Raw genomic sequence first — 12,120 nt, 5'->3', positions numbered from 1 at the left:
GCAGGGGGTCTAGCTATGTTGTCACCCTCTCAGATGTTCAAGATAGTCCGATCCCACTTCCATATAAAAAAATAACAGAACCAAAAACTCCACTGCATCTTGACGATCTTCCTGAAGCTTTACAAGATGCGATTAGTTGGACTTGGTTCGATCGCCTTCGTTTTTCCGACACTCCACTCTTACAACCTATCGAACATATGCCTTGTGAAACTTGGTAAGGTGGACAATAGTGGATAGATACAGAAGGGAACGAGCATGAAGAACTTCCCCAAAATTATACTTGATAAAAAGGATGAAGAGAATGAAAGATTTTCCAGCCGCGCACAGCATGGATACACAATGGTTTGCAGTGGATGCAGACGGACATATTGGTTGCTTTGACTCAGGAGAAGGGGGAGCAATTCCTAAGCCAGCCATATGCTTTTTAGAATTTTGTGATTTTCTGATTTATTGGCGATCGAAAATTTCGTCAGACGCGATCGAATTAAAAATTTCGCAAGACGTTATCGAGCGAATTGTTTCAACTGCCGAAATTCTAGAAATTATAAAAAATGCAAATTACGATTACGAATTAGCTCGAAAAAGACAATCTCAGAAGAAAAAGCAAGTCAAAAAAAGATACTGTGATGCAATCGATTTTTTTAGATTTGAAAAACTCGATCTTCAAGTAGAGTTTTGGATGTTTGAATTTGCATCAAATCAGATCGATCGAGATTTTTGCGATATCTTGAATTCTGCCAGCAAAGACGATCTTATTATTCATTTTTATGATTCAAATAAAGATATATTTGTCTTAAATGGAAAGATTGTCGCTCGGAATGCTCCTCTTCTTAAAGAGTTAGCGATCGAGAATCAAATTATAGGTGTTCAAAAACTTGAAGATGTCTATCTAGCTTCAGAGAGTTTGACAATTTTTGGGCTGTTTGTCTATGAAAATGATGGTTCAGCCCCTATTCCATATGAGAAAACAGCAGAACCAAAAGCTCCACTGCATCTTGACGATCTTCCTGAAGCTTTACAAGATGCGATTAGTTGGACTTGGTTCGATCGCCTTCGTTTTTCTGACACTCAACTCTTGCAACCTATCGAACATATGCCTTGTGAAACTTGGAAAGATGGGAAATGGTGGATAGATGTAGAAGGGAACGAGCATGAAGAACATCCTCACGATCGCACGTAATCCCACATAAAAAAAGTTGCACTGGCTACAGCAAACTACACTTGCGCCGCAACGCTTTTTGTAACAAACGCTGGTACTCCTGCTCGCTAACCGTGTAAGCTCCAAAACGGGCTAAATGAGGATTGTTGAGTTGCGCGTCGAACACCACAAACTTTCGTTCTTTCAGGCGTTCGACGAGTTTCACCATCGCCACTTTCGAGCCTTCAGGAATGCGATAAAACATCGACTCGCCAATAAACGCGCCCCCGATGGTAATCCCTAAAATACCACCTGCGAGGCGATCGCCTTCCCAAGTCTCAAAACTGTGAGCCCATCCCGCTTTGTTGAGAGCCAGGTAAATTTGCTTGAGTTGCGGAGAAATCCAGGTCGTCTCGCGATCGGCGCAACCTTCCACAACAGCAGGAAAATCGCGATCGACCGCCACGCGAAAGCGATTTTGATTGAGAACGCGACGTAACGACTTAGGGTGGCGAAAGCGATCGTCGAGGGGAACTAACGCACGTTCGCGACTGCTGTACCATCCGAGATCTGATAACGTGCCACTGTGACTGTCGTTAGCCATTAAAAAATATCCCTGTGCGTATCCAGAGATAATCGAAGAAATGTCGAAGTCCATAGCACTCGAACGGGTCGGGGGGACGGTCGGGTGTCTTCAGAGAGCCAGAAAAAACGAGATACAATGTCTGCAACTTGTCCGTCTACCGACTGAGAGCGTCGCCGACGGATGCAAACTCATTAAACACACCCTTAACCAACCCAAGTATATTAAGGATTAGCACTCGTGTCTGACTCTAACGCACCCCAACCGATTCCACCTGTCACCCTACCTCCAGCTCAAAATCCCAAGCAGGAAGGCGAATGGCTCAAACACGCCTTGCATCAATGGCTCAACGAAGAATTTCTTCCCGAACCTGTTAACGAAGATATCGCCGATCGCGCCGCTAACGTCTTCGTCAGACAGCGCATGGAGGGAGAAAACGATGTGGGATCTCTCGTTTTGGCGATCGTGACAGAGATGCAATCGTTTGATTTTTCAGAAAGCTTTTACGGTGAGTTCGCCGTAGCGAACGCAGTGAGCGATCTCCTCCTCGATAGTTTGGGAATCGAACGCTGCTGCGGACAAGGTTGAGAAGAGAAGGAGGGGGAGAGAGGGAGAGGGGGAGAGGGGGAGAGAGGGAGAGGGGGAGATCTCTCCACTCTTCACGGTGAATCTACCAGCTCGATTTCACGACGCCGGGAAGTAAGCCTTCGTGCGCCATTTCCCGTAACTGGTTCCGACACAACCCGAAATCACGATAGTAACCTCTGGGACGACCCGTCGCCCAGCAGCGGTTGTGAACCCGCGTTCTGGAGCTGTCGCGGGGAAGGCGTTGCAACTTGCGGTGGATTTCCATTTTTGCCGCTTGGTTGGTCGCCGTGCGGAACTGTTCTTTCAGTTCGGCTCGTTTGTCTGCGTATTTTTCAACTAATTTTTTGCGCTTTTTGTGGCGCTCGATCGCACTTCTTTTAGCCATGAGCGAATTTGCCTATTCTCGCTTGCAAGATACCAAACTACTATTATATGCGATCGCCCCAGTCAGTGAAAAGGGGGAACGTTGTTTTTTTTCGATCGAGCCTCGGTCACGACCTTCTCGGTTTGGGTCGGTGCGTGACGCGGTAATGCGACATCGATCTAACAACGGGCAACATTTTCCGGCCGCGTCACACACCCTACCACTCTTCCCTCTGCACTCTTCCCTGAATTACCACCACCAGCCGAAATCGCTGCTGTAAAAGTGCAATCGCCCGAAGCCGAGAAATTGACCGTAGGCTTTATCGCCAGCGGGATAGGCGGTGACGCCAAACAGGTACACGCCGGAAAAGGAGGGATTGCGAACCGGACGTAAGGCGACGGTGATGGCGGTTCCGGGTTCGACTGGGGGATCGAAGGTGACGGTGACGGTTTGGGTGTCTTCGTCGTGGGTGACGTTTCCGAGGGAAAGGGGATCGCCCCGATCGCGCCGCCTTCCTTCAAAGCTATAGGTATCCTCGAGGCGATATCTCATGTACGGTGCGGGTCGTTCGTGTTGGGCGATCGCCACTTGTTGAAGCGGTTCTCCAGCGTCTTCGGGTAGGTCGAGGGTGAAGAAATAGGTGGCGTTCCAACTGCGAACGCGATCGAAGGTGGTACTAGCTCCAACGAGAGACGGAGGGCGATCGAAATAAACCGTTCCGTCGGCGACTTGGACGGCTTGGACGACGGGGGAGGCGACAGCAGCGATCGCGACGACTCCCAATCCCCGGACAATGGAACGTATCATGTTTCGAGAGTCTCCCAAAAACGAGTTTTTAGCCAAATCAAACGAAATCAAACAGTTCCCGTTCGAGCCATTGCATTTCGCGACGGGTCAAAATGGCATCGAAGCGATAGACGCGATCGCCTGTCACCAGGGAAAACTGGGTAAGGCGTCCTCGTTCGTCTTGAAGGTCGGGATATTTCCAAGATCCGGTCACGCGGATTAGATTTGCAGTTGTCCCTTGATATTTGCGCGAATTGAGAAATCCCGATACGGATAAGTCAAACCGCCGGGAATCGATATCTAAGCGGACGTGGTTTCCGCGCAAGGCGTGGGTCTTTTGAAATATGACCCAGAAGAACGACCACAATGGCAACAACAAGCCACTCAGTATGATGAGGAGCGCCAACCCCGGACCGATGCCATCCGAGATTGAAGCGACGATGACGAGAATCAAGAAAAAGAGCGAGAGCAACGACATGCCGAAACCGGAAATGGCAGTGACGGTGGCTAGGGCGATCGAGGTGAGTTTCCAAGGACGGGCGAAGATTTCGACGGTAAGACTGTCTCGGCGGCGACAAACGACGATGCGATCGCTGTTGGGAATTAGTCCCCGATTCGTTTGTTTAATGGCTCGGGGCGATCGCAAGTTTGCTAAAGCAATTGCAGCCGATTGACAGCGATCTTCGATCGCCGGTTCGAGTAAACTCTCTAACCAGTCGGCAAATTGAGGGGACAAGTTTGTCGCCGACCGAAAGTCAATTTTGAGACGTTTTTGCGGTAACTCATCTGGGGATTTCCCAGTGAGGAGGTACACCAGCGTCGCCCCCAAAGCATACAAATCCGAAGCACAATGGGTTTCGCTGCGAAACTGTTCCGGGGGCATATATCCCAAGGTTCCCACGAACGTCGCCCCTTTACTGACAGTGTAACGATAGACATCTTGTACCGCTCCAAAATCCACCAGAAAAATACGTCCGTCCGGTTGGCGAATGAGGTTTTGAGGTTTGATATCGCGGTGAATGACGGGAGGGACGCGACGGTGGAGGTAGTCGAGAATCTCGAGAACTTGTTCGGCGATCGCTTTCACGTCGGATTCGTCAGGTTTCCAGCCTTTTTCGACGAGTTCGTGGAGAGACTGTCCCGAGACGAGTTCTTGAACTAAATAAAAACGGCGATCGCTCTGGCTGTCGAGATCGAAATAATCGAGATATTTGGGAATTGCGGGATGGCTGAGTTGTTGGAGAATGCGACTTTCTCGCTCAAAGAGTTCGAGGACTTTCCAATCCCCCATCTGACGCAGCGAGAGGACTTTTATCGCCACGAGTCGATAGTTGGTGAGGTCTTCGGCTTCGTAGGTGACGCTGGTTCCGCCGCGTCCGAGGGGGCGAACGATGCGATAGCGATCGGCGACGATGTCTTCGCTGCGGTGTAAGTCGTCCATTTCCATCTCAAACGCGGTTACGATCCCGATTCTGGTTATAGCGCAAGATTAAAAATGTTAACAAACGTATCGAAAATTCTTCAGGGTTCGAGCGAGCTGATAATGGAGACGGCGAACGCGATCGCCTCAATCAAGTTCAATACTGGTTCGACATAGCCAGTTTGGCCAATCTCCCACTGGTGAGTTTCAAAAACAAGTTTCAAATAAAACTAGAGAGTTCCCGTTCGAGCCACTGCATTTCGCGATGGCTCAAAATCGCATCGAAGCGATAGACGCGATCGCCGGTTACGAGAGAAAATTGCGTCAGGCGACCGCGAGCGTCTTGGAATTGAGGGTGTTTCCAGTTTCCAGTGACACGGATTAAATTCGCCGTTCTTCCCTGATATTTGCTGGCACCTAACCATCCGTCTACAAAGATGTAAAAATTTTTAGAATCGATATTTAAACGGACGTTATTTCCTGTCAACGCATGGACGCTTTGCATCATGAGAAAGAAAGCCGTCCACAGTGGCAACAAAAATATTATCGTGACGAACAGCAACCCAAATGCAGAATTTGTTCCGGACGACGCTAGGAGAGAAATGAGGAAAAATAGCGAAATTAACGATAATATAATGCCCAGAATGACTGTCACGACCGCCGATAAACTTGAGGAAAGATTCCAGGGACGAGCAAAAATTTCCACGGTCAGACCGTCAACAAAACGCTGAGCGACAATGCGATCGCTCTGAGGAACTTCCTTCAGATTTCTGGTTGGAACAGCTCGGGTTTGTTGAATCTCTCGGATCGGTTGCAGGGTTTGGGGCGATCGTAAATTCTCTAAGGCAACTCGAGCCGATTGACAGCGATCTTCGATCGCCGGTTCGAGTAAGCTATCCAACCAATCGGCGAACTGAGGTGACAAGTTTGTCGTCGAACGAAAGTCGATTTTAAGACGTTTTTGCGGTAACTCATCTGGGGATTTCCCAGTGAGGAGATACACTAACGTCGCCCCCAAAGCGTATACATCCGAAGCACAATGGGTTTCGCCGCGAAACTGTTCCGGGGGCATATATCCCAAGGTTCCCACAAATGTTCCGCCTTTACTAACGGTGTAGCGATAGACATCTTGTACCGCTCCAAAATCCACCAGAAAAATACGTCCGTCTGACTGACGAATTAAGTTTTGAGGTTTGATGTCGCGGTGAATGACGGGAGGAACACGACGGTGGAGGTAATCGAGAATCTCGAGAACCTGTTCGGCGATCGCTTTGACGCTAGATTCGGTGGGTTTCCAGCCTTTTTGTCCCAACTCATAAAGCGATCGCCCCGAAACGAGTTCTTGAACTAAATAAAAACGGCGATCGCTCTGGCTGTCGAGGTAGAAATAATCGAGATATTTGGGAATTGCGGGATGGCTGAGTTGTTGGAGAATGCGACTTTCTCGCTCAAAGAGTTCGAGGACTTTCCAATCCCCCATCTGACGCAGTGAGAGGACTTTTATCGCCACGAGTCGGTAGTTGGTGAGGTCTTCGGCTTCGTAGGTGACGCTGGTTCCGCCGCGTCCGAGGGGGCGAACGATGCGATAGCGATCGGCGATGATGTCGTGAGGTTGGTGTGAGCCGTCCATTTCCATCTCAAATGTAGAGATACTCCTAGTTATAGCGTAAATAGGAAACTTGAAAGCAGCCGTGGTAACAAGACTTAATTACAGAGTGTATCTCAATGGATGTAAAAATATGAGTTTGAAGCAGGTTGGACTTCGGGTGCATCTCACTTTTGCAAAAACATCACTTTGGGGTGGCAAAATTCCCGATTAGCACTTCCGGTATAAGATCCCCGGCATCTTGGAGATGCCGGGGATCTGGAAATTGAGTGCGCCCAATTCGATGAATTTACATTTTTGAGATGCACCCTTGGACTTCGGCTTCGCTCAGTCTATAGATGGAGCGAATGCGAAACCCAACAAAAGCTCAATTCAGTGCAGAGACTCCAATCTTATAAATTTACATTTTTGAGATGCACCCTAATTATATAGAAAATTTTGATGAACTCTGCCTCGAAGAGTTTTGAACGATCAGATTCAAAACTTAGTAGTTAGGATATCGATTCAAGAAACTTTGATAGCTCTCCTTCTACCCAATGCATTTCTCGAATAGTTATAATGGCTTTAAATTGATATCTTATTTGAGAGCTTGCCAGATTAAAATTAGCTAAACCTTCGGGTTTTTTTAGGGGTTCAAAATTTTTCCAGCTCCCAGTTAATTGAATTAAATTTTTAGTTTTACCATAACATATATAGCTTTTCAAAAATCCATTTATTGAAAGAGTGAAATCTTGTTGATTGATGTTTAATATTACACGATCTCCTCTAACGTTTTCAATATGTTTTATAACGATCCAGAAACACAGACTCGAGCTTAAAGTTATAATGATTGATATCCATATAATCGCGGATATTAAGGTTATAGCTTCGTATTGGAAAGCATGGGCTATCATTATCAAAAACGAGCCCCATACATATAAAACAAGTAAAATTAAAAAGAAGATGGGAGCTGAAAATATAACTGACATAAGTTTCCATGAATGAGAGTAAAATTCAATAAAAAGACAGTCTTTTTGTTTTTCGATTGCAACCCGATTGCTGTGGAGAATTCCTCCTTTATTTACTTTATGAATCCCTTGTTGAGATCGCAAGTTTGCTAAAGCAATTGCAGCCGATTGATAGCGATCTTCGATCGCCGGTTCGAGTAAGCTATCCAACCAATCGGCGAACTGAGGTGACAAGTTTGTCGTCGAACGAAAGTCGATTTTAAGACGTTTTTGCGGTAACTCATCTGGGGATTTCCCAGTGAGGAGATACACTAACGTCGCCCCCAAAGCGTATACATCCGAAGCACAATGGGTTTCGCCGCGAAACTGTTCCGGGGGCATATATCCCAAGGTTCCCACAAATGTTCCGCCTTTACTAACGGTGTAGCGATAGACATCTTGTACCGCTCCAAAATCCACCAGAAAAATACGTCCGTCTGACTGACGAATTAAGTTTTGAGGTTTGATGTCGCGGTGAATGACGGGAGGAACGCGACGGTGGAGGTAATCGAGAATCTCGAGAACCTGTTCGGCGATCGCTTTGACGCTAGATTCGGTGGGTTTCCAGCCTTTTTGTCCCAACTCATACAGCGATCGCCCCGAAACGAGTTCTTGAACTAAATAAAAACGGCGATCGCTCTGGCTGTCGAGGTAGAAATAATCGAGATATTTGGGAATTGCGGGATGGCTGAGTTGTTGGAGAATGCGACTTTCTCGCTCGAAGAGTTCGAGGACTTTCCAATCCCCCATCTGACGCAGTGAGAGGACTTTTATCGCCACGAGTCGGTAGTTGGTGAGGTCTTCGGCTTCGTAGGTGACGCTGGTTCCGCCGTGTCCAAGGGGGCGAACGATGCGATAGCGATCGGCGATGATGTCTTCGCTGCGGTGTAAGTCGTCCATTTTCATCTCAAACGCGGCTACGATCCCGATTCTGGTTATAGCGCAAGATTAAAAATGTTAACAAACGTATCCAAATTTTGCCGGGAGCGATCGCCATTGTACGATCTCTACCGTTCTACGATTTTGAGAAAAAACGCTGAATCACCCAAAAAACTTACAATTTCAAGAAGTTTGACGATCGCGATTTGCTAAAATCTCGATCGCCTGACAGTATTAAAAAACGTATCTAAATTTAAAGCTCCGTTACGATTTCGGGGTGTGGGGATCGATTGGGAGAATTCCAGTGATACCTTGAGGAAACTGAAATTTCAGTGTGAATTGTCGTTTAAAAACGCCGCGTCCGGCGAGTTGAGAAATGTACGATAAAAACACGCAAAAAGATCCCGTCGTCGCTGCTGTCACCGCCGGATTGGGAGCCGGTGTCGCCACGTCGTTCGCTGTCAGCCAAGGACAAAGTCCGTGGGTCGCCCTCGGAATTACCGCCTTCGCCGTCGTCGTGACCTTGTTAATCGATCGCGCGGGCTTGATTTAGGAAAATTGTTCGACTCCATTTAACTGGCGTTTGGGGAACGAGCGCCACAACTTGCGAAACTCCGTGCCATACTATGGGTGTTTCTCGCGGCCGTTTCTCGCGAAATCCCGAGTGTGGCTGTTTTTTTTCGCAAGTTCGATGAAGGATATGGCTGTTTTTGCAGGCTTAACCCTCGTTCGTTGCTGTCCTCAATTCCCCAAGCAGGGCGGCGGGAACCCCAAAACACTTCCGTTCGGCGTCGCGATCGCCCTGTCGAGTTGGGTTGTTTTGGCCGAACCGGGGGTATCGCGGACGTTTCGCTCTCTTCCCCCCTCAAACGCTGCGGCTGAAGTCGAGACGCGTTTGGCGCAAACGCAACAACCGACGCTCGAATTCGGCGATCGCGGTTCGGGCGTTTTCGACCTCCAACAGCGGTTGATCGAGCTGGGGTATTTAAAAGAACAGCCGACTGGAGTGTTTGGCATTTTAACCCAAGACGCCGTTTTGAACTTCCAAAACGATAACGGCTTACTGGTTGACGGTGTCGTCGGCGATACGACTTGGGATGTCTTACTGCGCTTGTCGTCGTTCGTCCCGAGTCCAGTCGGCGTTTTTCCCCGAGACATCTGGCCTTATGGCGATACGCTGGTTTTACGACCGGGCGATCGCGGCGAATTCGTCAGAACGCTACAAGCCGCCCTCAACGAAATCGGTATCGGTCGAGTCGTCAGAACGGGGGGAATCGACGAAGATGGAGTTTACGGGTCGCAAACCGAAGACGCCGTCGCGGTATTTCAGCAAATTTACAACATCGACGCCCCCATCCCTGGAGAAGTCGATACGACGACGGCCACTTATCTACAACGGATTTTAGAAGGTTCGCTCGATCTCGTCGGACGGCCGGGTGCTTACAGCTTAGCGCAGGGAGATTCGGGGTTTTTGGTCTGGGAACTGCAACGGGTGCTGTCGGAAACGCCGCAGGAGTTCGCCCCCACTTTGACCTACTACAGCGGACCTTTAAACGGTCAGTTCGATTTTGCCACCGAACGGGCAGTTCGTCAGTTTCAACGGGACAATCGTTTGTTGCAAACGGGAGTGGCGAACCAAGAAACTTTGGAAGTGTTGTTTGAAAACCACAATTACGTGGTCGTCGTCCCCTTGTCTCGCAACCGATCGCTCGCTGATTCCCTCGACGACGTGCGAGAGGCGATCGCGGATCTCGATTGGTTTTACAACTTCAACATTCGCGAGTTGACTTTGTTCGACGATAGCCGCGGCCCTTACGTTCAGGTGGGACAGTACCGAGTGCGATCGGACGCCCAGGCGAGAGTGGACGATTTGCGAGATGAGGGACTCTCTGACGCGCGAGTGGTGTATTTCCGCAATCCCTTCGATCGCCGTCGGATGTCGAGGGCGGAATTTGAGGCGCGATACGGGTCTTGAGGCGTTTTCTACAACGGGTGCATCCCAATCTTGCAAGACTCAGTCTGAGAATTGATGGTTCAGGTAGGCACATCGGTGCTTTAGCACTTGTTGCACGTTGTCTTCGTGCCACTGAGCCCCTGAAATCTTAACCCGTCGCCCAATTTGCTTGACCGTTGACTCAATCTCACCCGAGCCAATTGAAATACCCTCAGCTTGGTAGTAGCTGTAGTTGACAATCCGGTGTCGATGCTTGGTCAGATAGGCGATAAACCGGTCGACCCGCTCATGGGGCCAATCATCGAACAGCTTGACGGCACCCTCGAGATCCCCCTGCCAGAGACAAGCTTCGACCGCATCGAGCCGCCGCTGCGACCCGCCCACCTTGCCCAGATTCTCTATCGGGACTTAAACGGTAAAAAAGGTAAAATAAAAGCAAAACCCTTGACTGACAAGGATTTAAGGTGGAGAGTGTCCCCATGAGAGAGACCACCCCAGCCGCTATGCCACCCTGCTTTGAGAAGTGGTGCAAGCGTTTCGACCCCGACTTCAAAACCCAAGCACAAAAAAGGGGTTTAGACACTATTTGGGAGGATTACTCGGGGAAAGCCAGCGAAAAAACATAACTCAGATGGCAAACGACTCGGTGGGAGTGGTTTACAACCGCTTACATCATTTTATAACGGAATCCCCTTGGGAGGAGAAGCGTATTAACGAACGTCGTTTAAAGGTGGTGGACTCCTGCCATCAAACCCGAGTGGGTCGGGGATTTGCCTTGCTGCTCGATGATACAGGACATCGAAAAAGCGGCAACTTCACCGCAGGTGTGGCAAGACAGTACATCGGAGAAATCGGCAAGCTCGACAACGGAATCGTGGCGGTAACGACCCATCTCTATGATGGCAAAAAAAATTTGACCTCTGGATGTAGAAATCTATCAGCCAGCCAGTTCCTTACCCTCAGGCAAGAAAGATCCCTCTTTCAAAAAGAACCCGAAATCGCCTTAGAATTAATTGACCGGAGTTTAAAGAGAGGGTATCGACCGGGAATCGTCCTCATGGATGCCGGCTATGGTAACAACACAAATTTTTTAAAGGGTACTCGAATCTCGCCGACTGAAGTATCTAGGAGCCGTCGCCAAAAATCGGAAAATCTGGCTGAATCAATCGGGAGAAAATTGGCAAAAGATTCGCCTTGATGAATATGCCAAAAGCTTACCAGAAGAGGACTTTACGTCAGTTTCTATAAATTCAAACAAGCCCAGAACCCTGTGGGTGGCGACGGGTACGGCAGAGCTGTCACGTCTACAAGGAGAAAGAACCTTTGCTATCGTCATGAATGCAAGTTCTTATGCGGACGCGACAGAAATTGATTATTTTATCACGAATGAAGACTCCGAAAAAGTGACTGCCGAATGGGTCGTGAACACTTACTCAGGGCGAAACTGGGTAGAAGTCTTCTATCGGGAAGCCAAAGGATGGTTGGGTTGGAGGGAATGCCAGGCGAGAGGTTTGAAGAGTTTACAGCGGCATTTAATTTTGGTATTTTGTGCCTACACTTTTATCCTTTGGCATAAGTTGACGGGCGGTTTACGAAGGAAGTGGGCGAACCAACCTTTGGAAACTTTTGTAGATGCTTTAGAGGCTTTTCGGACAGCCATGTCTTTTCGTTTTGTGGCATGGCTGAACGAGAATCGAGACCTGTTTGCCGCTCACAAAGCGCGTTTTGGCTTGGTTTGGGCTTGAAATTTGTTTAAGTACCGCTATCAACACCAGACCCTCTCGAGTTAGCACGGGTCTTCGATATTTAGTTACGC

13 protein-coding genes and 1 pseudogene are annotated in these 12,120 nt (G+C 48.6%); 7 read left to right on the top strand and 7 right to left on the bottom strand.

Translation table 11 applies throughout. The features are described 5' to 3' along the window. Positions 1 to 218: hypothetical protein (locus GEI7105_RS39555; protein WP_218959092.1), on the top strand; the 218-nt coding region annotated here is incomplete at its 5' end. A gap of 83 nt (positions 219 to 301) precedes the next feature. Further along, positions 302 to 1,180 carry a hypothetical protein gene (locus GEI7105_RS0126610; protein WP_144054064.1) on the top strand — a complete coding sequence of 293 codons (879 nt, stop codon included), beginning with the start codon at positions 302 to 304 and terminating at the stop codon, positions 1,178 to 1,180. Between the two features lie 25 nt (positions 1,181 to 1,205). Here GEI7105_RS0126610 and aat read toward each other — a convergent pair whose 3' ends face one another. Beyond that, a complete protein-coding gene (gene aat, locus GEI7105_RS0126605) occupies positions 1,206 to 1,796 on the bottom strand; it encodes a leucyl/phenylalanyl-tRNA--protein transferase (protein ID WP_017663412.1) in 591 nt (196 codons plus the stop codon). A gap of 165 nt (positions 1,797 to 1,961) precedes the next feature. On the opposite strand from aat, the gene GEI7105_RS0126600 reads away from it, so the two are divergent. Next, complete coding sequence (locus GEI7105_RS0126600; protein ID WP_017663411.1) at positions 1,962 to 2,309, top strand: DUF8822 family protein; 348 nt, start codon at positions 1,962 to 1,964, stop codon at positions 2,307 to 2,309. An 82-nt stretch (positions 2,310 to 2,391) separates the two neighbouring features. On the opposite strand, the gene rpsN is transcribed toward GEI7105_RS0126600, so the two are convergent. From rpsN to GEI7105_RS35630, 5 genes are all read right to left on the bottom strand, one after another. Then, positions 2,392 to 2,694, bottom strand: coding sequence for a 30S ribosomal protein S14 (rpsN, locus tag GEI7105_RS0126595; RefSeq protein WP_017663410.1), 303 nt, complete (start codon positions 2,692 to 2,694; stop codon positions 2,392 to 2,394). A 228-nt stretch (positions 2,695 to 2,922) separates the two neighbouring features. Next, positions 2,923 to 3,480: a DUF2808 domain-containing protein gene (locus GEI7105_RS0126590; protein ID WP_026097993.1), complete on the bottom strand. Its 558-nt coding sequence runs from the start codon at positions 3,478 to 3,480 to the stop codon at positions 2,923 to 2,925. A gap of 37 nt (positions 3,481 to 3,517) precedes the next feature. Then, positions 3,518 to 4,900 (bottom strand): serine/threonine protein kinase, encoded by a 1,383-nt coding sequence (locus tag GEI7105_RS0126585; RefSeq protein ID WP_035494137.1) that lies wholly within the window; start codon positions 4,898 to 4,900, stop codon positions 3,518 to 3,520. Between the two features lie 199 nt (positions 4,901 to 5,099). Continuing rightward, positions 5,100 to 6,515 (bottom strand): serine/threonine protein kinase, encoded by a 1,416-nt coding sequence (locus GEI7105_RS0126575; RefSeq protein ID WP_017663406.1) that lies wholly within the window; start codon positions 6,513 to 6,515, stop codon positions 5,100 to 5,102. Positions 6,516 to 6,976: 461 nt separating this feature from the next. Next, positions 6,977 to 8,371, bottom strand: a complete 1,395-nt coding sequence (locus tag GEI7105_RS35630; protein WP_026097991.1) for a serine/threonine protein kinase — start codon at positions 8,369 to 8,371, stop codon at positions 6,977 to 6,979. A 355-nt stretch (positions 8,372 to 8,726) separates the two neighbouring features. On the opposite strand from GEI7105_RS35630, the gene GEI7105_RS39170 reads away from it, so the two are divergent. Further along, positions 8,727 to 8,903, top strand: coding sequence for a hypothetical protein (locus GEI7105_RS39170; protein WP_017663403.1), 177 nt, complete (start codon positions 8,727 to 8,729; stop codon positions 8,901 to 8,903). A gap of 147 nt (positions 8,904 to 9,050) precedes the next feature. Then, positions 9,051 to 10,325 carry a peptidoglycan-binding domain-containing protein gene (locus GEI7105_RS0126555; protein ID WP_017663402.1) on the top strand — a complete coding sequence of 425 codons (1,275 nt, stop codon included), beginning with the start codon at positions 9,051 to 9,053 and terminating at the stop codon, positions 10,323 to 10,325. 39 nt (positions 10,326 to 10,364) lie between these two features. On the opposite strand, the pseudogene GEI7105_RS32685 reads toward GEI7105_RS0126555, so the two are convergent. Next, positions 10,365 to 10,706: pseudogene (locus GEI7105_RS32685) on the bottom strand (ISKra4 family transposase); the annotation flags it as partial. A 121-nt stretch (positions 10,707 to 10,827) separates the two neighbouring features. Between GEI7105_RS32685 and GEI7105_RS40170 the strand changes: the two are divergent. Together GEI7105_RS40170 and GEI7105_RS40165 are read left to right on the top strand one after the other, a co-directional pair. After that, positions 10,828 to 11,502 carry an IS701 family transposase gene (locus tag GEI7105_RS40170; protein ID WP_445958327.1) on the top strand — a complete coding sequence of 225 codons (675 nt, stop codon included), beginning with the start codon at positions 10,828 to 10,830 and terminating at the stop codon, positions 11,500 to 11,502. After that, positions 11,420 to 12,049, top strand: a complete 630-nt coding sequence (locus tag GEI7105_RS40165) for a transposase (RefSeq protein ID WP_342662877.1) — start codon at positions 11,420 to 11,422, stop codon at positions 12,047 to 12,049. Before GEI7105_RS40170 ends, GEI7105_RS40165 begins: the two co-directional genes overlap by 83 nt. Positions 12,050 to 12,120: the final 71 nt, after the last annotated feature.

Origin of the sequence: Baaleninema simplex PCC 7105 (genome assembly GCF_000332355.1) — a bacterium.
Lineage (GTDB): Bacteria > Cyanobacteriota > Cyanobacteriia > Cyanobacteriales > Geitlerinemataceae > Baaleninema > Baaleninema simplex.
This window is presented reverse-complemented; position numbering and strand designations above follow the sequence as displayed.

Bases quoted from the DNA above. Each gene is read 5' to 3' on its own strand.
- GEI7105_RS0126610 (WP_144054064.1), top strand. From the start codon at position 302: ATGAAAGATTTTCCAGCCGCGCACAGCATGGATACACAATGGTTTGCA.
- aat (WP_017663412.1), bottom strand. From the start codon at position 1,796: ATGGACTTCGACATTTCTTCGATTATCTCTGGATACGCACAGGGATAT.
- rpsN (WP_017663410.1), bottom strand. From the start codon at position 2,694: ATGGCTAAAAGAAGTGCGATCGAGCGCCACAAAAAGCGCAAAAAATTA.
- GEI7105_RS0126590 (WP_026097993.1), bottom strand. From the start codon at position 3,480: ATGATACGTTCCATTGTCCGGGGATTGGGAGTCGTCGCGATCGCTGCT.
- GEI7105_RS0126585 (WP_035494137.1), bottom strand. From the start codon at position 4,900: ATGGACGACTTACACCGCAGCGAAGACATCGTCGCCGATCGCTATCGC.
- GEI7105_RS0126575 (WP_017663406.1), bottom strand. From the start codon at position 6,515: ATGGAAATGGACGGCTCACACCAACCTCACGACATCATCGCCGATCGC.
- GEI7105_RS35630 (WP_026097991.1), bottom strand. From the start codon at position 8,371: ATGGACGACTTACACCGCAGCGAAGACATCATCGCCGATCGCTATCGC.
- GEI7105_RS39170 (WP_017663403.1), top strand. From the start codon at position 8,727: ATGTACGATAAAAACACGCAAAAAGATCCCGTCGTCGCTGCTGTCACC.
- GEI7105_RS0126555 (WP_017663402.1), top strand. From the start codon at position 9,051: ATGGCTGTTTTTGCAGGCTTAACCCTCGTTCGTTGCTGTCCTCAATTC.